Raw genomic sequence first — 21,034 nt, 5'->3', positions numbered from 1 at the left:
CAGGTAGAAGCCCGGGCGGCGCGCACTCACTGGGCTGCGTCGAGCACGGGCCGGGTGATCCCCGCCGTCGCAAGTCCAGAACGATGCCGAGGCTGAAGAAACAAGCCCGGACACCCGGCACCAGTGAGTCAGCGGCGCAGCGCCTCCACGGGCGCGATGCGGGAAGCTCTCCACGCCGGATACAGGCCGGCCAGCAGACCGGTCGCCAGGCCGATAGCGGGAGCAGTTGTCACCGTCATGGAATGGATGACGGGCGTCCAGCCGCGGGCGATCGCAACTCCAACAACGGTCATCGTGCCGAGGGAGGTACCGACGAGGCCACCCAGGGCTCCCAAGGCCGCTGATTCGGTGAGGAACTGAGTGGTGATGTGCCGACCGCGTGCTCCCAGGGCACGCCGCAGCCCGATCTCACTCGTGCGCTCCAGCACGGCTACGAGTGTGGTGTTGGCAATTCCGACTGCTCCGATGAAGAGGCAGATCGCCGCCAGGAGGAGAAAGAGCTGGTCGAGGTCACCAGTGACCTCTCCCCGCAGGCTTCGCGGGTCCGGCGGGGGGATGGCCTTGAAGTACTGGGGATGGGCTGGGTCGAGCGCCGACGGGGATTCCTGGGCGACCTGGGTCGCTGCGCCGAGGCGGGTCGACACCAGCATCTTGGCGCCGTCCTTGGGGGCACCCCATATGTGCTGTGCCGTTGAGCGCGGGACGACAACAGACAAGAGAAGATCTGTCTTGCGCTCCACGTCGCCGATCACGCCGACGACGGTGAACGCCTCGTTACCGATGAAGACCGCCGGCTGAGTCTCTACGGTTGAGATGCCGAGCTGGTCGGCGACCCCGGATCCAACAACGGCCACACGCTGCCGGGTTCTGTCGTGCCAGAGATCAAAGGTCCTCCCTTGGACGATCGACGGACCGGCGGCATCGAGGACACCGGAGGAGGCGGCGATGACTTGGATGTCCTCCCCACCGCGTGAGACTCCCACGGGTGCCGAGCGCACGGCGCTGCCGTCCTTCAACTGAACGGGCCAGTACACCCCGGCATGTTCGACTCCGTTGAGGCGCTCTACCTGCCGCTCCCCATCGGCCGGGAAGGCGAGATCCACGAACTCGTCCTGATCCTTCGCGACGTCCTCGATGGTCACTTCGGTCGCACTCAGGGCGTTGAAACGCTCGTCGATCTGCGAGGAGGCTGTTGCCGTCAGCCCCAGGACAGCCACGAAGGTGCCCACACCCAGAACCGTCCCCACTGACGTGAGTATCGAGCGCGCGGGACGCTGAAGCATCCCGGCAGTTGACTCCGCCAGTACGTCCCGTACGGAGAACCGCGGGACGGGTATGGACCCCGTCTCGTGGCGACCTCGGCGCAGCCGCGTTATCGGCATGAGGCTGCGCCTCATCTCCTTGCCTCCTCCGTCAGCCGTCCGTCGCGGATAGTGATCGTTCGTTCGCCCTGCTCAGCCACTGCTGGATCATGCGTAATGACGAGAATGGTCATGCCGGCTGCGTGCAACTCGTGCAGCAACTCCAGAATGGAGGCGGCAGTTGAGGTATCGAGATTGCCCGTTGGTTCATCGCACAGAAGGAGTGATGGGCGACCGACCATCGCCCGGGCGATGGCCACCCGTTGACGTTCACCGCCCGACAGAGTGGATGGCACGGCATCGATACGGTGCTCCAGACCGACGCGGACCAGTGCTTCTCTGGCGCTACTCATCCGTTCCTTGCGGCTGACGCTCCGGTAGACGAGAGCCAGGGCCACGTTCTCCAGCGCGGTGCGGTGGGGAAGCAGATGGAAGGACTGGAAGACGAAGCCGATGCGGTGGCCTCGAAGTGCGGTGCGGTCCGCGTCTCGCAGTCCAGCCGTGTCGCGACCGTCCAGGAGATAGGTGCCGTGTGTGGGGATGTCGAGCAGGCCGATGATATTGAGCAGCGTGGATTTACCCGCTCCTGAGGGACCCACGACCGTGACGAACTCGCCTGGCCGAACCACCAGGTCGCACGGTCGCAATGCCACGACTGGTGGGGGACCGGCGTAGGTCAGACCCGTGCCCCGGAGATCGATCACAGGCGCCTCGGCCGGCTCATGGAGAGTCACCGGGGCTGTCCCTGGAGCCCCGCATTATTCCGGATGCCGATGATGACTCGCTCGCCTTCGGCTAGCCGGTGACCCGCGTGTGGGCGGATTTCCACGTACCCGTCTCCGGTGGTGCCCGTAGTGACCGGGACCTTCCGCTTTGCCCCGGCCTCCGTCAGGACGGTCACAGAGGTCTGGCCGTCAACGCCCGCGGTAATAGCAGAAACCGGCACGACAAGCGCCTTCCCCTTGGTCGCGGCTGCCTGCACGGTGAGCCTGACGTCCTGTCCGGCCAGTTCCGAAGACAGTTCCTTTGTCGGCTTGACGACCAACAGGTATCCGTTGGGCGTGGACGGACCGTCCGGGCGTCCATCAGCCGTGACGGACTGCTCCTGTTGGATGGTCTCCGACACCGATGCGACTGATGCGGATGCGGTTGTGCCCGTGACTTCAGACAGAATCTGCACCCGTTGTCCCGGACGCACCAGCCCCTTTTGATGCTGCTGAAGATAGCCGTTCACAACCAGCGCACCCGCCGACACGGTGAGAATCTTTCCGGAGACGGTGCTGCCCACCTTGGCGGTCAGGCTGTCGACCCGAGCCGGAAACCCAGAGACAAGGACGACCTCCGAAGCGGGGAGCATCGGGCCGGTCTTGGCCCTGGTCTCCGCGAGTCGTCCCCGTGCCTTGCGCAGGTCTTCGCGAGCGCGCTCCACGTCCTTGCTCGTCGGGACGGCTGCCTCGGGTGATTTCGTCCAGGCGCCTGAGGCCTGCGGTGTGACCTGGACGTCCTCCAGGGCACGTTCCGCCTCTGTGACCGCCGCCGCTGCTGTCTCGACCTCGCCTTCCCCATCCGTCCTTGCCGGCAAGGGGTCGTAGCCGATGCGCGAGTAGAACGCCGTGAGCGCGGCCTTGGTACCGACCCCGAAGTGGCCCTTACGGTCTGCGCCGACGCCATGTCCGACCTGGCGGAGCGCCGTCTGCAGCTGAGCGACGTCGTCCCCCTCCATTCCGGGTTTGAGATCTCGGTAGACAGGCAGTCGTCCCTGGAGGACGAAGACGGGACGCCCCGACACTTCCGCCAAAACCTGTCCTGCCGCGAGCTGGGTACCCACGGAAGCACGTAGCTTGGTGACGACAGCAGACCCTTCCGACGTGCCTCCCGCCGGAGTGACGTCTACTGACTGTTCAGCAGTCACGGTGCCGCGGAGGATCACTGAGTCGGCGAGCACTCTGTGCTCCACACCAGCCGTGATGACGCTGGGTGGTGGAGCCGTTGAATCCAGCGCGGCCTGGGCCGGCGACTTGACCATCCGCGCCGCCGCCAACCCTGCGCCAGACACAAGGACCGCTCCGGCGGCGACCATCACGATCCATCGGCGTCGGCGCATGAGCCCCACAGCCCGAACACTCTGCTCGCCTTCAGGCACGAGCCCTCCCGTATTCATACGTCAGCTACGAGTCGCTGACGCTGTTTCGCTTACTTGTGCTAACTACTCTCAGTTCCCCGAGAGCCCGGCGACAACGCCCTGGTGCAGATCGACCGGCGCCTGGGCGATGACCGCACCGTGGGCCAGGCACTTGGACCGAGTGGAGGAGGTCGTGGGATTCTGGGCGCAGTGGGCTTCCTTGTAACCGCGCTCGGCTTCAAGGACCTTGCTTGTCACTGATCGCAACGTCCGGTATTTCTGGCTGGACTTGGTCAGGTCAGCTGCGGTCCGTGCGACGCGCCCAGTTTCGGCGACCGTATCTGCGCAGTTGCTTGTGAAGAGACTCGATGACGAGGATGAACACGGCGAGTTCGTGCCCTCCCCGAACCTGCCGCGTAGGTCGTTGACCATGGAGACCAGACGTCCGTGGACGGCCGCCTCGTCTACGACAGGATCTGCAGAGGCGGCCGGCCCGGACTCCACCCCAGCGCTCTGTGAGGCACGGGCTGATGGACTGTGCTCAGGGCCGATTTCGGGGGATGGGGCCGAGCATGCGGCGGCCACTGCGCCGAGGGCCACCGCTGCGATGACGGCAGCCGCGCGCCTCATCGGCTATCCCCTGACAGAACGGTTGAGGCGTTCCTCACCGAGCGGTCGGTCTCGCGCCGTCCCTCTTCGAGGATCTCCTCCTTCTTCCCGATCATCGCTTTCTGTATCGCCGACTCAACGGAGTTCCATATGCCAATGAGATTGGTTTCGTACTTGCACTGAACATCGGCGTCGGCGGTCACCTTCTCCCGCGGTGTTGCAGATCCAGCGCCCATGGTCTTGAGCGGGTCGAGCGGAGAATTGAAATCATATCCACGCTTCTGCATGCATTGAGACCACTGCCCCAATACAGCCTTGACCTTTTCGTCATTCAACGACACGGTGAAACTAGCCATGTTGATATCATTCGCGGCTCGATTCGAAAGGCCGTTTCCGATCTTCCGCTTCGCTTCTCCGGCGCACCCTCCTTCGGGTATCTTCTGCCCGTTTACCTTGGCGCCGCTCTCCACCTTGACAGTCGGGTCAGAATTTCCCAGAAAGACGCGAGTGGCCGCTTCGCTCATTGCTGCACTAGGCGCCTGTTCCGAAGGCCCCTGAACATTGTCGGCGCCGAGTCCGTACCCGTACTTCGAGGCTGCTGCGGAATCTACGATCCCGTACCGCCGCGATCTATTTGAGGCATTGTCGTCCGAGGTAACCCTCTGTCCGGACGCTGCGCTCCATGAATAGCTGAACCCGAAGCGTGCCATGCATGACTTGGCCACCATGCGTGAGGCCTTGAGTATCTGCTCCTTCTCCTTCTGCGATACCAGATAACCTTCGATCGGAAGGGTAGGTATCGTGGCGGACTTGATGTCCGGGGCGTTTGAAGGTTTCGAATACTCGAGTGATGTCAGGTCGCGCTCGTTGCTCGATGTCTTGTCACTCTCGGATGCAACACCGGAGCATCCGACCAGGGAGGCAGCGATCAGCAAGGTTCCTGAAAGCCCGAGCGCTGAAGGCATGTGCTTGAACATAAAGGGATCCGATCAAGTACCGGCCAGGTCGGCCGAGGAACTCTCGGCCGACCTGGCTTGTGGCGGGCTAACACTCGCCGCAAACTCGAGCCTGCGAGGCGTTGTCGTTGAAGGTCGCGTTGAGATTACCGAAGTAGGTACCCCACCCCCACGGGTCCCACTCATCCGACGGGCCACCCCAGCCACTGTTGAAGAAAACGCGGGTACTGGTGTCGTTGTAGTTGTACACCGATGCCGTGTTGTTCTTTACATACGTGCCATATCCCTTCAGGTTTTCCCCTTCGGAATACCAGTACTTTCCACATCCCTGGGAGGAGCAGTTCCACGGATTGGCGTCGTAGTTGTGAACCTTGCCGAAGATCCCGACCTTGGCACCCGTATGGTTCGAACCCCAGTAGACACAAAGCGGGAAGTTGCCGTTCCTCCCGCACTTGTAAATCTTTCCGTCATTCGGGTTGTCGCCATACGCGGCGCTGGGTGCTGCACTCATCATGAGCGCCGCAAATACGCCGGCAAAGACAAGTGCAATCGATTTAATGCGCACTGCTAGATCCCCCTCCTAGTAATCTGAAAAGTTGCCGCCCGCCATTGAGTCAACGTCAAACGGTGGGCAGACGGCTTCCTTGGATTTCACCGAAGCCGAGGAGAGGGTACGCATTTTGTGCGATCGCAGCATGGCAAGCGTCAGCACTTGTGCGAAAGTGCGATACAGGCCTCTTGAGCCCCCCCGGGCCTGCGGAAATCCATGTGAGGCCACCTTACACTTCGGCGCGATCAATTCAAGATCCATAAAGGTGACCTGCTTCGCAAGCAGGGGCATACGGGACGACTGCCGATTTTGACGCCGCGTTTGATGCTCTGGGTGCTCGCAATACCCGGTGTCTGGAAACTCGAACTCGCAAGGTATTGAGCCGAGTTGATCCCGAGCGGTGGCGGATCTGTTCGAACTAGGGATGCCGCAGAGCATCCCGTCGCTCGCCTGCCAGCGATCACGCCATCTGCCACATCGCCTGGTACTGACCGGCAGGAACGGCCGCAACCGTTCCCACTCCGCGTCCGTCAGACATCCCCGCCCCATGCGCACATCAACGACCACGTGCATCCCGCAGGCGGACACCTCGAACCCCAAGCCAGCTGCGGCACCTCCGCACATCGCCGAAGAAGTCCAGGTAGCCGAGCAGGGAGCGCGCCGGCTCCGTACGCCGCTCGGCGTCATGGGCGGCGAGCGCGTCCAGCCTGGCGTGGCGGGTGTCTGGATGCCGGTCGAGGAGGAGCAGGGTGCGCGCCACCGCGCAGCCGCACCGCGTGCGTCGCTGGGCCGGGCCAGGCAGCAGGTGGAGTGCCGGCAGGCGCGGCTCGCTTCCCGCCGGGCCGTGCGTCCTGAGGTGCTCTCGCACGCGCGGGTTCGTTGCCTCACCCGCGAGACAACCGAACGCCCACGGCCCCCGGGCGGCCGGGAGGAAGCCGGCACGCGACCACGAGCCCGGCGAACCGCGCCACGATCGCGCCGACGCGTCGGCAGGCGAATTGCTGCCCCTCGGCTGAACTCCCCCAGGGTGACCTGCCGCTCGAAGTGAAGGCGCGAGCTGGTCCGCCCCGACGGCCTCGCCCTCGACGACTTCTCGACGCGCCAGCTGACGGCAGTCCATGCTGCCGGTGCGAGCTGGTCTGCGAACGCCAGGACCGGTCCTTGATCATCACCAGCCACCAGGTCATCACGAACGGCCCCAGCTATCGACCGGACAAGCGATCCCGGAACCCCACCGACTCCGGCCAAGGAATCCGAAAGGCGACAACGTGCCGCTCGGCGAGCAACACGCCTGGCGCGAACTGCGGCAACGCCAGTCCTCCCGAAGGATCTGCGTCGAGGACGCCAACGCCGAGCACAAGCAATTGCGCCCGCTCCAACGGTTCCTCGGGCGCCGGGAGCACTACCCGGCCACCCACCGGGCCATCGCCGCCCTGCTCTCCGACCGCGCGGCCCAGCGAACCACCCGTCGCAAGCCCAGCACCGACCTCGTGCCCGTCAGCACGACGGCATGCTGAACCACCCACCGACCGAACCTCAGTCCAGCACCCCTCAACATCAATAGCTGGCAAGGTCGTTACGGCTTGGACAACCGCAGCGTCCAGGTGCCGTCCGACGTCACGTTGATGTAGTAGGGCCCACCGCCGAACATCTGCGAGACAGTCGATCCATTGAACGTTCCGATCTCGTTGAAGGCGAGGTCCTGCGTGCCTCCCTCGGCGTCGAGAACGACGACGATGAAGTTGCCCCGGCCTGTGTTCGCGCCCTGCACCTCGACCGCGTGGTCCGCGTCGAAGGGGCCCCTGACCTGGTCGCCTTCGCCTTCGTAAGTCTGCGGAAGCGCGACTGCGGGCTGGTTCCGAGGCTGCGTGATGGTGACTGACCATGCGGCGTCGCCAGTGATGTTGAGCCGGTAGCTGCCGGCGCTGAGCCCCTCCGCCTTCGACCCGTCGTACGCGCCAATCGTGTTGACCAGCAGGTCCTTTGTCCGCCCCGATGAGTCCAGAAGCGTGACGATGAAGTTGGCTGAGCAGGAGGAACAGGTTGAGCGGAAGACGGCCAGACCATCCGTCACGGTGAAGCTCTGGGTCGCCTTCTTACCTTGCCCTGAGAGACGGATGGCCGGGATGGCCGTGGGCGTCGGCTCGGCGGACGGTGACGACTGCGATGTGGTTCCGGTCACCTGAGGAGTGGACTGCGTCGGGGTGGTTGTCTTCTCTCCCCCGCTGTTGGCCACCAGGGTGATCACGAGGATGACCACCACGAGTCCCAGGGCGCCCAAGCAGCCCCAGAGGCAACCACGGCGGCGGCCTTTCGCCGGTGGAGCTGGCGGCTGTCCCGGTGGTTGGCTCCAGCTGTACTCCCCACTCTGCGGACCTCCCGAACCGCCTCCCGGGGGCTGCTCGGGCGGGCTGGTTGCGGCCATGAGCACCTCCTCCGCAGGGTGTCGCGACGGACAGTTCTCCACGCTAGGTGGACGCCCAGCATCCAGCGCCCTGCACGGGGCCAACCGAGCGATGTCGCAGGAGAGGCGTCCACCAGCCGCACCAGAGCCTGAGGCCGGGTGATCCCCTCGACCGGCCATGGCGGTGGATTATTTCCCGCCCTTTTCGAGTGGGCGCGCCAGGTCACACCCCAGACGGCAGGCGGTCAAGGCCCGCCACGTCGAGATCACGGACTGACCCGCATCCGAGCGGCAGGTGGCATCGGGGTTCCACCGCCTGCCACTCGGCGTGCCTGCGGTCTGTGGTGGGCCAGCGCCTATCCGAAAAGTGAGCCTGCCCGGGCGGCCCCTGGGCAGGCTCCATTGCCTGGCGGCTCCCCAAGAAGAGCGACGGCTGGGACCGCAACACACGTGTCCCTCGACGCCTTCGGAGACACCACATACATCTCCCTGGACAGCCCGCAGCCGGGTGACGCGATCCTCGAGGACGGCGATGTCGCCCTCTTCGACAAGTGGACCGACTCCAGCAAGACGGAGATGTGGGTCTACGACGAGTACAGCACCGGCGACGCCAGCCGCCACACCACCAAGTCGTACTACTCCCCCAGCGGCTTCAAGGGCCTGGGCTACGACAAGGCCACCAAGCCGGGGAAGGCCGAGCCGACCACCGCGTACGACCAGAGGGACGGCACCATGCGGATCTACCGCCGATACCTCCACCGGCAGCAGCTTCACCCGCGCCACCGACTACGACTCCGGCAGCTTCGCGACCTCCAACGTCGGCGACCGCATGGCCTCCGGCAACACCAACGGGGACGGCAAGGACGACATCGTCATGGCCTACCAGTACAACAACGGCACCTGGGGCCTCTACACCTCTCTCATCGGCCTGAACTACGACGGCATCTGGTACACCGGCGGCACCTACAACCTCAACAAGGTCGGCGGACACCTCGTCCTCGGCGACTGGCAAAGCACCGCTGCCGAGAACCGCGCCACGTACTGCGCTGACAGGGGTCGGGCTGCCGTTAAGCGCCCGGCCCCTCCCTCGCCACCAGATCCCGACCGAAACGGCCATGCCGGAGGCCTTCACCACCACCCGGATACCGTCCTCCAGCGTGACCAGCCAGACCGCACTCGCCGCGCCACAGCTCAGCCGCACCACGTGGGCCGCCTGGGGCGGGCAGCAGATGCGATGCCGGCAGGCGCGGCTCGCTTCCCGCCGGATCGTGTGTCCTGAAGTGTTCTAGCAGGCGCGGGTTCGTTCCCCACACGCGAGACAACGCCCCACACGGCCCCCATCCGGGCGGCCGGGAGGAAACCGGCACGGAGGCCGACCACGAGCCCGGCAAACCGCGCCGCGATCACGCCGAACGGCTTCGGCGGGCGAGGTACCCCTCAACTGAACTCCCCCAGGGTGACCTGCCGCTCGAAGCGAATGCGCGAGCTGGTCAGCCCCGACGTCCTCATCCTCAACGACTTCGCGACGGGCCAGCGAAAGCAGCCCGGGCCGCCGACCTCTGCGAGCTGGTTGGCGAACGCCAGGGCCGGTCCTTGATCATCACCAGCACCCGGGCGCCCAGCGACTGGTATCCGCTCTTCCGCCCGGCCTTCGCCGAGTCGCCTTTTGACCGGCTGATCAACACCAGCCACCAGGTCATCACGATCGGCCCCCAGCTACCCACCGCACAAGCGACCCCGGAACCCCACCGACAAGCCCCCGGCCAACTGGCCGATGGAACGAAGGGGCGTCAAACAAGGACGCAGAATTCCGCGCAGTATGCGGCGTGTCACACGCAGAAGCCGTGGGATCGCCGTGGGATCATCGCCGTGTCTCCACACCCAGGTTCCACCTAAAACCCCAGGTCAAGAAGGCTAGGGCCCGGTGAGGCAGACCAGGGGCGCCCGCCTCGCCTCACCGATGAGAGGCAAACGCCACACGCGAAACCACCCCTCCAGGGGCGTTTTCGCAGGTCAGAACGTTTTTCCGTGGTGGGGCGGGTGGGACTCGAACCCACGGCCGACGGATTATGAGTCCGCTGCTCTAACCGGCTGAGCTACCGCCCCTTACCGCGTGGCGCGTACATGTGTGCGCGCCGTCTGCCGCAGCATAGCCGCTCATACGATCTCCTGCTCCGGATGGTCGGCGTCCGCTGCGCGCTGCTCGACCATGAGGACTTCGCAGCGTGGCGAGCGGTTCCCGGACATACAAAAAAGGACCCCTCAGGGTCCTTTCTCGTTCGCTCCCCCGGCTGGACTCGAACCAGCAACCCTCCGGTTAACAGCCGAATGCTCTGCCAATTGAGCTACAGGGGATCGCGCTCCCCCGACTGGACTCGAACCAGTAACCTGCCGGTTAACAGCCGGCTGCTCTGCCAATTGAGCTACAGGGGATTGCTGCGTTGCACCGAACGGATCCACCTCGGGTGTTCCCGGGCGGCGCGCGCTCGCTGCGACACATACATTAGCGCAAGCAGGGGGGTGCTCCGCCAATCGGTATGCCGTGGGCGCTCGTGGGCACGAGTGAGGCAACAGGGAAGCTCAAGGGAAGGTGGTGCCGCCGTGCGGTACAAGCTGACGTTCGTCGTGGGGCTGGCCCTCGGTTACGTCATCGGCACGCGCGCCGGGCGTGAGCGCTACGAGCAGATGAAGAAATCGGCCAGGGACTTCTCGCAGAACCCGGCGGTCCGCAACGCCGCCGAGTCCGCGGCGCAGACCGGCCGCCAGGTCGCCGGCAAGGCGTTCCACGCGGTGAGCGACAAGGTCGGGGACAAGATCCCGGCGTCGGTCACCGACCGGATCCACTCGCTCCGCCACCACAACGGTCAGGTGACGGAGGACGACTGGGGTGTGAGCAACACCTGAGAAGGCGGCGCGTCGGGGGCCAAAAACGGCACTCCTACCCCGCACGCGCTCCCCCTACTCCTCCGCGTGCGGCAGAATCTCCTCCATGGGGATAGTCGCCGGCTTGGACAGCTCAGCCGAGTTCACACGCATCGTCGTCTGCGACGCGGACACGGGTGCCGTACTGCGTCAGGGGTACGCCCCGCACCCGGGTGAGCCCAAGGCCACCGACGTCGACCCGCAGGCGTGGTTGCTCTCGCTCGGCGAGGCGGCCGGCGGCGGGCTGCTCGAAGGGGTGCAGGCCATCGGGGTCTCCGCCCAGCAGCACGGGCTCGTACCGCTCGACGCGCAGGGCGGGCTCGTCCGGCCCGCGCTCGTCGGCAACGACAAGCGCGCGCAGGTGGCCGCGGCCGATCTGGTCGAGGCCTTCGGCGGGCGGCAGGCCTGGGCCGAGGCCGTCGGCTCCGTGCCGCAGGCCGGGCAGCCGGTCGCCAAGCTCCGCTGGCTGGCCCGCTCCGAACCGGAGCACGCCCAGCGCGTCGCGATGCTCCTGCAGCCGCACGACTGGCTGGTCTGGCAGCTCCTCGGCCGGCCCGCGCGCCGGACCACCGACCGCGGCGCCGCCTCCGCCACCGGCTACTGGTCGGCCGGCGCGGGCGCGTACCGCCCCGACCTCGTCGAGCTGGCGCTCGGTCACCAGGCCATGCTCCCCGAGGTGCTCGGCCCCGCCGAGGCCGCCGGAACGACCCCCGAGGGCCTGCTGATCTCCGCCGGTACCGGCGAGACGATGGCCGCCGCCCTGGGGCTCGGCCTCGCGCCCGGCGACGCGGTCGTCTCGCTCGGTGCTTCCGGCTCCGTGATGGCCGTGCACCACGAGGCGCTCGCCGACCCGCAGGGTCTGATCACCTCCTTCGCCGACGCGGCCGGGATGCACCTGCCCGTCGTCCACACCTCGAACGCGGTACGGGCGCTGCGCGGCACCGCCGAGATGCTCGGCGCGGAGAGCCTGGAGGAGCTGTCGGCGCTGGCCCTGAAGTCGACGCCGGGCGCCTCCGGACTCGTCCTGCTCCCCTACCTGGAGGGCGAGCGCACCCCGATGCTGCCGCACACCGCGGGCACGCTCAGCGGGCTGCGCCGCGAGTCGATGAAGCCCGAGCACCTCGCGCGGGCCGCGTTCGAGGGCATGCTCTGCGCGCTGACCGACGCCATGGACGTGCTGCGCGGCCGTGGGGTCGAGGTGCGCCGGGTGTTCCTGCTCGGCGCGGCGGCCGGGCTGCCGGCCGTCCAGGCGATCGCCCCGGCGATCTTCGGCGCGCAGGTCGTCGTCCCGCAGCCCGCGGACTACGCGGCGCTGGGCGCGGCCCGGCAGGCCGCGTGGGCGCTCGGGGTGTCGCGTGGCACGCTCTCCCCGACCGCTCCGCCGGCCTGGCAGGGCGCCGCCGCGCAGATTCTCGAGCCCGGCGAGGAGCTGGCGGTCGGGCAGGCGGTCCGGCAGCAGTACGTGGCCACCCGCGAGCAGACCCACCCGGGCGCGTTCGGCGGGTAGCAGCCGGTAGCCGCCGTGCGTTCGACCCGTGCGTTCGTTCGGCGGGTAGCCGTCGTGCGTTCGATGCCGTGCGTTCGACTCGTCGCCGTGGCGCATTCGGCTGGTAGCGGAGTCCGTTCAAGACTCGACAAAACCCGCTCGTAACGTCCGGGGGCCGGGGGCGATAGTAGGACCCGTGCTCCTACGACTTCTCCGAACCCACCTTCGACCGTACAAGAAGCCCATCGGCCTGCTGGTCCTGCTCCAGTTCCTGCAGACCTGCGCGTCCCTCTACCTGCCGACCCTGAACGCCGACATCATCGACAACGGTGTCGTCGAAGGGGACACCGGCTACATCCTGCGGTTCGGCGCCCTGATGGTCGCCGTCTCCGTGATCCAGGTCGTCTGCAACGTCGGCGCCGTGTACTACGGCGCCAGGACCGCATCCGCCCTCGGCCGGGACGTCCGGGCCGCCGTCTTCGAGCGGGTGCAGTCGTTCTCGGCCCGCGAGGTCGGGCAGTTCGGCGCGCCGTCGCTGATCACCCGTACCACCAATGACGTCCAGCAGGTCCAGATGCTGGTCCTGATGGCGTTCACGCTGATGGTCTCCGCGCCGATCATGTGCGTCGGCGGCATCGTCATGGCGCTGAGCCTCGACGTGCCGCTGTCGGCGGTGCTGATCGCGGTCGTGCCGATCCTCGGCATCGCGGTCTCGCTGATCGTGAAGAAGATGCGCCCGCTGTTCCGGACGATGCAGGAGCGGCTCGACACGGTGAACCGGGTACTGCGCGAGCAGATCACCGGCAACCGCGTGATCCGGGCCTTCGTGAAGGACGGGTACGAGCGGGACCGGTTCAAGGTCTCCAACACCGAGCTGACCGACGTCTCGATGGCGACCGGCCGGCTGATGGCGCTGATGTTCCCGACCGTGATGACGGTCGTGAACATCTCCAGCATCGCGGTGGTCTGGTTCGGAGCGCACCGCATCGACAGCGGTGGGATGGAGATCGGCGCGCTGACCGCCTTCCTCGCGTATCTGATGCAGATCGTGATGGCCGTGATGATGGCCACCTTCATGTTCATGATGGTGCCGCGCGCCGAGGTGTGCGCCGAGCGCATCGAGGAGGTCCTCTCCACCGACAGCAGCGTCGTGCCGCCGGCCGAGCCGGTGCGCGAGCTGGTGCGGCGCGGCCATCTGGAGGTCCGGAGCGCGGACTTCCGCTACCCGGGCGCCGAGGAGTCGGTGCTGCGGGACGTGGAGCTGGTGGCGCGGCCGGGCGAGACGACGGCGATCATCGGCTCGACCGGCAGCGGCAAGTCGACGCTGCTCGGCCTGGTGCCGCGGTTGTTCGACGTGACCGGCGGCGAGGTGCTCGTCGACGGCGTGGACGTACGGAAGCTGGGGCCGGAGCTGATGGCGCGGACGGTGGGGCTCGTCCCGCAGAAGCCGTACCTCTTCTCCGGGACGGTGGCGACGAACCTGCGGTACGGCAAGCCCGACGCGAGCGACGAGGAGCTGTGGCACGCGCTTGAGGTCGCGCAGGCGGCCGACTTCGTGAAGAAGCTGGAGCACGGGCTCGACGCGCCGATCGCGCAGGGCGGCACCAATGTGTCCGGCGGTCAGCGGCAGCGGCTCGCGATCGCCCGGACGCTGGTGCAGCGGCCGGAGATCTATCTCTTCGACGACTCGTTCTCGGCGCTGGACTACCGGACGGACGCGCTGCTGCGGGAGGCGCTGAAGGCGGAGACGGCGGACTCGACCGTCGTGATCGTCGCCCAGCGGGTGTCGACCATCCGGGAGGCCGACCGCATCGTGGTCCTCGACGAGGGCCGGGTCGTGGGTACCGGGCGCCACCACGAGCTGATGGCGGGCAATGAGACGTACCGGGAGATCGTGCTCTCCCAGCTGACCGAGGCGGAGGCAGCCTGATGGCCGGTCCTGGCGGACGGATGATGGCCGGTGGCGGCCCCGACCAGCGGTCGATGGACTTCAAGGGCTCGGGCAAGCGGCTGCTGCGGCAGCTGGCGCCCGAGCGGGGCGCGCTGTGGCTGATGCTGTTCACCGGTGTGCTCAGCGTGGCGGCCTCGGTGGTCGGCCCGAAGATCCTCGGCAAGGCGACCGACCTGGTCTTCGCGGGCGTGGTCGGGCGGCAGATGCCCGACGGCACGACGAAGGCGCAGGCGATCGAGGGCCTGCGGGCCAAGGGCGACGGCGGGATGGCCGACATGCTGTCCGGGGTGGACTTCACCCCCGGGCAGGGCATCGACTTCACGGCCGTCGGCGAGGTGCTGCTGTGGGTCCTCGCGATCTACGTGGCGGCCGGTCTGCTCATGCTGGTGTCGACCCGGATGTCGATCAAGGTGATCAACCGGACCGTCTACCGGATGCGGGAGGACGTGCAGGCGAAGCTGGCGCGGCTGCCGCTGTCGTACTTCGACAAGGCCAAGCGCGGCGAGGTGCTGAGCCGGGCGACGAACGACATCGACAACATCTCGCAGACGCTCCAGCAGTCGATGGGGCAGCTGATCAACTCGCTGCTGACCATCGTCGGCGTCCTTGCGATGATGTTCTGGATCTCGCCGCTGCTCGCACTGGTCGCGCTGGTGACCGTGCCGGTGTCGGTGGTCGTGGCGACGAAGGTCGGCAAGCGGTCGCAGCCGCACTTCGTGCAGCAGTGGAAGTCCACGGGCACCCTCAACGCCCATGTGGAGGAGATGTACACCGGCCACGCGCTGGTGAAGGTCTTCGGGCGGCAGGACGAGTCGGCGGCCGACTTCCGCGAGCAGAACGAGGCGCTGTACGAGGCCGGTTTCAAGGCCCAGTTCAACAGCGGTGTGATGCAGCCGGTGATGTTCTTCATCTCGAACATCAACTACGTGCTTGTCGCCGTCGTCGGCGGGCTGCGGGTGGCGAGCGGCACGCTGTCGATCGGTGACGTGCAGGCGTTCATCCAGTACTCGCGCCAGTTCTCGATGCCGCTGACGCAGGTCGCCTCGATGGCGAACCTGGTGCAGTCGGGCGTCGCCTCGGCCGAGCGGATCTTCGAGCTGCTCGACGCGGAGGAGCAGACCCCGGACTCCCCGGCGTCGGCCGAGCGGCCGTCGGAGTCGCCGGGCGGGGTGGCGCTGGACAAGGTGGCGCTGGACAAGGTGACCCTGGGCAACGTGGCGATGGGCAAGGTGGCGCTGGAGGAGGTGTCGTTCCGCTACGAGCCGGACAAGCCGCTCATCGAGGAGCTGTCCGTCACGGTGGAACCGGGCCAGACGGTCGCGATCGTCGGCCCGACCGGCGCCGGCAAGACCACGCTCGTGAACCTGCTGATGCGGTTCTACGAGGTCACCGGCGGCCGGATCACGCTCGACGGGGAGGACATCTCGGCGATGTCCCGCGAGGAGCTCCGGTCCGGGATCGGCATGGTCCTCCAGGACACCTGGCTCTTCGGCGGGACGATCGCGGAGAACATCGCGTACGGCGCGGGCGGAGCGGTCACGCGGGAGCGGATCGAGGAGGCGGCGCGGGCCGCGCACGCCGACCGGTTCATCCGTACCCTTCCCGACGGCTACGACAGCGTCATCGACGACGAGGGCGGCAACGTCAGCGCCGGTGAGAAGCAGTTGATCACCATCGCGCGGGCGTTCCTCTCCGACCCGGTGATCCTCGTCCTGGACGAGGCGACCAGCTCGGTCGACACCCGTACCGAGGTCCTCATCCAGAAGGCGATGGCGCGCCTGGCCCACGGGCGCACCTCGTTCGTGATCGCCCACCGGCTCTCCACCATCCGGGACGCGGACGTGATCCTGGTGATGGAGAACGGCTCGATCGTCGAACAGGGCGCGCACGACGAGCTGTTGGCGGCGGGCGGCGCGTACGCCCGCCTCTACGCGGCCCAGTTCGCGCAGGCGGTCGCCGAGGTCGACTAGTCCAGATAGCCCCGCAGCTGGTCCGCGAAGGCGTGGTCCCGCAGCTTGTTGAGGGTCTTCGACTCGATCTGGCGGATGCGTTCGCGCGTCACGCCGAAGAGCCGGCCGATCTCCTCCAGGGTGCGGGGCCTGCCGTCGTCCAGGCCGTAGCGGAGCTGGACCACCTTACGTTCGCGCTCGCCGAGGGTGGAGAGGACCGCCTCCAGGTGCTCGCGGAGCAGCAGGAACGCCGCCGACTCCACCGGGCTCGTCGCGTCGCCGTCCTCGATGAGGTCGCCGAGCGCGACGTCGTCCTCCTCGCCGACGGGGGCGTGCAGGGAGACCGGTTCCTGGGCGAGGCGGAGCACCTCGCCGACCCGCTCGGGGGCCAGGTCGAGCTGGGCGGCGACCTCCTCCGGGGTGGGCTCGTAGCCACGCTCCTGGAGCATGCGGCGCTGCACCCGGATCACGCGGTTGATCAGTTCGACGACGTGGACGGGGACGCGGATGGTCCGGGCCTGGTCGGCGAGGGCCCGGGACATCGCCTGGCGGATCCACCAGGTCGCGTACGTCGAGAACTTGTAGCCGCGCGCGTAGTCGAACTTCTCCACGGCCCTGATCAGGCCCAGGTTCCCTTCCTGGACCAGGTCGAGCATGGTCAGGCCGCGCCCGACGTACCGCTTGGCGACGGAGACGACGAGCCGCAGGTTGGCCTCGATGAGCCGGCGCTTGGCCATCCGGCCGAGGACGACGAGCCGGTCCAGGTCGAGCGCCAGCTGCGAGTCCAGGGAGGCGGCGCTCGCGAGTTTCGCCTCGGCGAAGAGCCCGGCCTCTACGCGGCGGGCGAGCTCGACCTCCTCGGCGGCGGTGAGCAGCGGGATACGGCCTATCTCGCGCAGGTACTGGCGGAAGAGGTCGGAGGAGGGCCCGTTCCCGCCGGGGTCGACGCGGCGCGGAGCCGGTTCCGGTTCGGGCGCGTCGTCCACGAACTCGGTGGGCTCCGGCGGATCGGCTCCCTCGGCCTGCTCTTTGGAGGCCGGCGCCTCCGGGTGGTGGGCGGCCGGGCGCTGCCCGGGCACGACATCCGTCGGGGACAGGGTCTGGGTCTGCACGGGGGCGACCTCCAGGGTGATCGCTGCCGGTGCTCCGGGGGCTCAGGCACCGCTTCCCAGTGTGGGGTACGACACATCGCCGCCACGAGGGGCGTGCGGTGACTTTTTGAGTTCGGGAGGTGACCGAACGTCAGAGCGCTCCTAGAGCGCGGCGGCGCCGTTGGTGCGCAGCGACTGCGCGTACTGGGTGAGGACCCACAACTCGTTCTGTACGGCGGCGACTTGGGCGGGGTCGCCGTTGGCGCCGAGGCGGGCCAGAGAGCCCTGGATGTCCTGGATCCGGCGGTCGACTGCGCGCAGCCGGACGGAGACGAGCTGGGCGCCCGCGTAGACCTCGTCGACGACCTTGGCGAAGAGCGTCTCGACGGCGAGTTCGGTGACGAGTGCGCGGACCGTGTCGTTGGGGGCGGCCTCGCGGACCACGGACAGATAGTCGGCGGGCGCGCCGGTCGCGCCGCCCGCTTCCTGGACGCACTGGCGGACGGCCGCGTAGGGCGGGGCGGTGAACTCGTCGGCGCCGTACGCGTCGAAGGCCGGGGAGACCAGCTCGGGCCGCTGGAGGGCGAGCTTGAGCAGTTCGCGCTCGGTGCGGTGGGCGGGGCTGCGCAGGTTGAGCGCGGGGCCCGCGGGCGTGCTGGGCGCCTGGGTGGTCTCGTACTCCCCCGTAGCCCTTCGGGCACCGGAGGCCCCATGCTGCTGGGTCGCCGACATCGGTGTGCCCCGGCCGCCGCGGTCGCGCTGCCAGCGGGCGATCTGGGCGACGCGCTTGACGACGAACGGGGTGTCGAGGATGCCGAGCATGCCGGCGAGCTGGACGGCGACCTCGTGCTGGGAGGCGATGTTCTTGATCCGGGCGACGATCGGCGCGGCCTCGTCGAGCGCGGCGGCCCGGCCGGCCGGGGTCTCCAGGTCGTACCGCTTCACGATCTGGCGCAGCGCGAACTCGAACAGCGGGGTGCGCGGCTCGACCAGCTCGGCGACGGCCTGGTCGCCCTTGGCGAGCCGCAGGTCGCAGGGGTCCATGCCGTCGGGGGCGATGGCGATGTAGGTCTCGGCGGCGAACTTCTGGTCGTCCTCGAAGGCGCGCAGGGCGGCCTTCTGGCCGGCGGCGTCGCCGTCGAAGGTGAAGATGACGCGGGCCGAGCCGTTGTCCATCAGGAGCCGGCGGAGGATCTTGATGTGGTCGCCACCGAAGGCGGTGCCGCAGGTGGCGATGGCGGTGGTGACGCCGGCCAGGTGGCAGGCCATGACGTCGGTGTAGCCCTCGACCACGACGGCCCGGCTGACCTTGGCGATGTCCTTCTTGGCCAGGTCGATGCCGTAGAGCACCTGGGACTTCTTGTAGATCGGCGTCTCGGGCGTGTTCAGGTACTTGGGCCCGTTGTCGTCGTCGCGGAGCTTGCGCGCGCCGAAGCCGACGACGTCGCCGCCGACGTCCCGGATCGGCCACATCAGCCGGCCGCGGAAGCGGTCGATGGGGCCGCGGCGGCCGTCCTGGGAGATCCCGGAGAGGATCAGCTCCTTGTCGGAGAAGCCCTTGCCGCGCAGGAAGCGGGTGAGGTGGTCCCAGCCCGCCGGGGAGTAGCCGACGCCGAAGTGCTCGGCGGCGGCCTGGTCGAAACCGCGCTCGGCGAGGAACTTCCGGCCGATCTCGGCCTCGGGCGAGCCGAGTTGGTCGATGTAGAACTGGGCGGCGACCTTGTGCGCCTCGACCAGGCGGATCCGCTCGCCGCGCTGGTGGCCGGGGTTGTAGCCGCCCTCTTCGTAGCGCAGGGTGATGCCCGCCTTGGCGGCGAGGCGCTCGACCGTCTCCGAGAAGGAGAGGTGGTCGATCTTCATCACGAAGGCGATCGTGTCGCCGCCTTCCTGGCAGCCGAAGCAGTGGAACAGACCCTTGCTCGGGCTGACCTGGAAGGACGGGGACTTCTCGTCGTGGAAGGGGCAGAGGCCCTTGAGGTTGCCGCCGCCGGCGTTGCGGAGCTGGAGGTACTCGGACACGACGGCGTCGATCGGGACCGCGTCCCGTACCGCCTTCACGTCGTCATCGTTGATCCTGCCTGCCACGCAGGAAGTCTACGTGGGCGGACTAGGGGACGAGACTCTCCAACGGGACCGAGGGATCGGCGAGGGCGTCGGTGTCCACCGGCGACTGGGCGCGGATGAGCTTCTGGACGGTCTCTGTGACGTCCCACACATTCACGTTCATCCCGGCGAGCACCTTGCGGTCCTTCAGCCAGAAGGCGATGAACTCCCGCTTGCCGACGTCGCCGCGGGCCACCACCTGGTCGTAGGAGCCGGGCGGCGCCCAGCCCGAGTACTCCATGCCGAGGTCGTACTGGTCGGAGAAGAAGTAGGGGACGCGGTCGTACGAGACGTGCTGGCCGAGCATGGCGCGGGCGGCGGCCGGGCCGCCGTTGAGGGCGTTGGCCCAGTGCTCGACGCGCAGCCGGCTGTTCAGGAGCGGGTGGTGGGCGGCGGCGACGTCCCCGGCCGCGAAGATGTCCGGGTCGGAGGTGCGCAGCGAGGCGTCGACGGCGATGCCGCCGCCGTGGGCGCGGTCGACCAGGGCGAGTCCGGCGGCCTCGGCGAGGGCGGTGCGCGGGGCGGCGCCGATCGCGGCGAGGACGGCGTGGGCGGGGTGCTCCTCGCCGTCGTCGGTGCGGACGGCGAGGACCATGCCGTCCTGGCCGACGATCTCGGTGAGCCGGGAGCCGAAGACGAAGCGGACGCCGTGCTCGGTGTGCAGATCCGCGAAGAGCTGGCCGAGCTCGGGGCCGAGGACCTGGTGGAGCGGGGTGGGCTCGGACTCGACGACGGTGACCTCGGCGCCGTAGCCGCGGGCCGCGGCGGCGACCTCCAGGCCGATCCAGCCGCCGCCCGCGATCACCAGGTGGCCGTTGTCGCGGCCGAGGGCGGCCAGGACCTGGCGCAGCCGGTCGGCGTGGGCGAGCCGGCGCAGATGGTGGACGCCGGCAAGGCCGGTGCCGGGGACGTCGAGCCGGCGCGGCTCGGAGCCGGTGGCGAGCAGCAGCCGGTCGTAGCGGATGGTGGTGCCGTCACCGAGGCGTACGGTGCGGTCCTCGCGGTCGACGGTGGTGACGGGCTGCCCGAGGTGGAGCTCGACCTCGGCGCGGGCGTACCAGGCGGCCTCGTGGACGAAGACGCTGTCGCGCTCCTCCTTGCCGGTGAGGTAGCCCTTGGAGAGCGGTGGGCGTTCGTAGGGGTGGTCGCGCTCGTCGCCGATGAGGATCACCCGACCGGTGAACCCCTCGGAGCGGAGCGTCTCCGCCGCCTTGGCCCCGGCCAGTCCCCCGCCGACGATGACGAAGGTCTGATCTGCGTCGACCACTTGATGCCTCCTCGTTGCGACCGCTTCTACGCTACGCCTCCGGGCGTTCGGCGACCGTTACCGCCTCGGGCCCTGAGCCGAGCGTCCCGCACGGAGCGTGATGGCGAAAGAGGGCGGGGGCGGGCCGGCGTCCCTAGGGCCTGTCCGGCGGATCAGGGTCGGCCCCGGCCATGATCCGCCCAGGCCCTAGATGATTGAGTCCAATGTTCGTCCTGGTCGCGACCATGGCGAAGGGCGCCCGTTGGTCAGTGTGTGAAGACAAA

Annotated in this window: 16 protein-coding genes, 3 tRNA genes and 1 pseudogene; 6 read left to right on the top strand and 14 right to left on the bottom strand. The window is 68.0% G+C overall.

All coding sequences use genetic code 11. The annotated features are described in order from the left end of the window. Nucleotides 1-128: 128 nt before the first annotated feature. From Q5762_RS24635 to Q5762_RS24605, 7 genes are all read right to left on the bottom strand, one after another. Complete coding sequence (locus Q5762_RS24635; protein ID WP_315894469.1) at nucleotides 129-1,382, bottom strand: ABC transporter permease; 1,254 nt, start codon at nucleotides 1,380-1,382, stop codon at nucleotides 129-131. An 11-nt stretch (nucleotides 1,383-1,393) separates the two neighbouring features. Then, the gene (locus tag Q5762_RS24630; RefSeq protein ID WP_315894406.1) at nucleotides 1,394-2,095 is read right to left on the bottom strand and encodes an ABC transporter ATP-binding protein; all 702 of its coding nucleotides are present in this window, start codon (nucleotides 2,093-2,095) and stop codon (nucleotides 1,394-1,396) included. Continuing rightward, nucleotides 2,092-3,504 carry a hypothetical protein gene (locus Q5762_RS24625; protein ID WP_315894405.1) on the bottom strand — a complete coding sequence of 471 codons (1,413 nt, stop codon included), beginning with the start codon at nucleotides 3,502-3,504 and terminating at the stop codon, nucleotides 2,092-2,094. The genes Q5762_RS24630 and Q5762_RS24625 overlap by 4 nt, the downstream gene beginning before the upstream one ends. Before the next feature lie 69 nt (nucleotides 3,505-3,573). Next, entirely contained in the window at nucleotides 3,574-3,741 is a 168-nt protein-coding gene (locus tag Q5762_RS24620; RefSeq protein ID WP_315894404.1) for a hypothetical protein, read from the bottom strand. A gap of 368 nt (nucleotides 3,742-4,109) precedes the next feature. After that, nucleotides 4,110-5,057 carry a hypothetical protein gene (locus Q5762_RS24615; protein ID WP_315894403.1) on the bottom strand — a complete coding sequence of 316 codons (948 nt, stop codon included), beginning with the start codon at nucleotides 5,055-5,057 and terminating at the stop codon, nucleotides 4,110-4,112. 79 nt (nucleotides 5,058-5,136) lie between these two features. After that, nucleotides 5,137-5,613: a hypothetical protein gene (locus Q5762_RS24610; protein ID WP_315894402.1), complete on the bottom strand. Its 477-nt coding sequence runs from the start codon at nucleotides 5,611-5,613 to the stop codon at nucleotides 5,137-5,139. A gap of 541 nt (nucleotides 5,614-6,154) precedes the next feature. Continuing rightward, nucleotides 6,155-6,466, bottom strand: coding sequence for a hypothetical protein (locus tag Q5762_RS24605; protein ID WP_315894401.1), 312 nt, complete (start codon nucleotides 6,464-6,466; stop codon nucleotides 6,155-6,157). Between the two features lie 400 nt (nucleotides 6,467-6,866). Between Q5762_RS24605 and Q5762_RS24600 the strand changes: the two genes are divergently transcribed. Continuing rightward, nucleotides 6,867-7,115, top strand: a complete 249-nt coding sequence (locus tag Q5762_RS24600) for a hypothetical protein (RefSeq protein ID WP_315894400.1) — start codon at nucleotides 6,867-6,869, stop codon at nucleotides 7,113-7,115. A 59-nt stretch (nucleotides 7,116-7,174) separates the two neighbouring features. On the opposite strand, the gene Q5762_RS24595 is transcribed toward Q5762_RS24600, so the two are convergent. Next, nucleotides 7,175-7,861, bottom strand: coding sequence for a hypothetical protein (locus tag Q5762_RS24595; protein WP_315894399.1), 687 nt, complete (start codon nucleotides 7,859-7,861; stop codon nucleotides 7,175-7,177). A gap of 970 nt (nucleotides 7,862-8,831) precedes the next feature. Here Q5762_RS24595 and Q5762_RS24590 point away from each other — a divergent pair. Beyond that, the gene (locus tag Q5762_RS24590) at nucleotides 8,832-9,281 is read left to right on the top strand and encodes a hypothetical protein (protein WP_315894398.1); all 450 of its coding nucleotides are present in this window, start codon (nucleotides 8,832-8,834) and stop codon (nucleotides 9,279-9,281) included. 750 nt (nucleotides 9,282-10,031) lie between these two features. Here the strand turns inward: Q5762_RS24590 and Q5762_RS24585 are convergent. The 3 genes from Q5762_RS24585 to Q5762_RS24575 form a co-directional block, all read right to left on the bottom strand. Then, nucleotides 10,032-10,108 (bottom strand) — tRNA-Ile (locus tag Q5762_RS24585). Between the two features lie 176 nt (nucleotides 10,109-10,284). After that, nucleotides 10,285-10,357 (bottom strand) — tRNA-Asn (locus Q5762_RS24580). A gap of 5 nt (nucleotides 10,358-10,362) precedes the next feature. Next, nucleotides 10,363-10,435, bottom strand: a tRNA-Asn gene (locus tag Q5762_RS24575). Between the two features lie 168 nt (nucleotides 10,436-10,603). Here Q5762_RS24575 and Q5762_RS24570 point away from each other — a divergent pair. From Q5762_RS24570 to Q5762_RS24555, 4 genes are all read left to right on the top strand, one after another. Next, a complete protein-coding gene (locus Q5762_RS24570) occupies nucleotides 10,604-10,906 on the top strand; it encodes a YtxH domain-containing protein (RefSeq protein WP_315894397.1) in 303 nt (100 codons plus the stop codon). A gap of 85 nt (nucleotides 10,907-10,991) precedes the next feature. Beyond that, nucleotides 10,992-12,431: an FGGY family carbohydrate kinase gene (locus tag Q5762_RS24565; protein ID WP_315894396.1), complete on the top strand. Its 1,440-nt coding sequence runs from the start codon at nucleotides 10,992-10,994 to the stop codon at nucleotides 12,429-12,431. Between the two features lie 175 nt (nucleotides 12,432-12,606). Next, nucleotides 12,607-14,340, top strand: coding sequence for an ABC transporter ATP-binding protein (locus tag Q5762_RS24560; protein WP_315894395.1), 1,734 nt, complete (start codon nucleotides 12,607-12,609; stop codon nucleotides 14,338-14,340). Further along, the gene (locus Q5762_RS24555) at nucleotides 14,340-16,331 is read left to right on the top strand and encodes an ABC transporter ATP-binding protein (RefSeq protein ID WP_315894394.1); all 1,992 of its coding nucleotides are present in this window, start codon (nucleotides 14,340-14,342) and stop codon (nucleotides 16,329-16,331) included. Before Q5762_RS24560 ends, Q5762_RS24555 begins: the two co-directional genes overlap by 1 nt. Here the strand turns inward: Q5762_RS24555 and Q5762_RS24550 are convergent. The 3 genes and pseudogenes from Q5762_RS24550 to Q5762_RS24540 all read right to left on the bottom strand — a co-directional run. Beyond that, a pseudogene (locus Q5762_RS24550) lies at nucleotides 16,328-17,461 on the bottom strand (RNA polymerase sigma factor); the annotation flags it as partial. The gene Q5762_RS24555 and the pseudogene Q5762_RS24550 sit on opposite strands and share 4 nt — an antisense overlap. 102 nt (nucleotides 17,462-17,563) lie before the next feature. Next, nucleotides 17,564-19,486, bottom strand: coding sequence for a DNA primase (gene dnaG, locus Q5762_RS24545; RefSeq protein WP_315894393.1), 1,923 nt, complete (start codon nucleotides 19,484-19,486; stop codon nucleotides 17,564-17,566). Nucleotides 19,487-19,508: 22 nt separating this feature from the next. Continuing rightward, on the bottom strand, nucleotides 19,509-20,771 hold the full coding sequence (locus Q5762_RS24540) for an FAD-dependent oxidoreductase (protein WP_315894392.1): 1,263 nt from the start codon (nucleotides 20,769-20,771) through the stop codon (nucleotides 19,509-19,511). Nucleotides 20,772-21,034: the final 263 nt, after the last annotated feature.

The sequence above is a fragment of the Streptomyces sp. P9(2023) genome (assembly GCF_032436795.1).
GTDB lineage: Bacteria > Actinomycetota > Actinomycetes > Streptomycetales > Streptomycetaceae > Streptomyces.
Note: the sequence above shows the minus strand (reverse complement) of the source record. Positions and strands in the feature narration are given on the sequence as shown.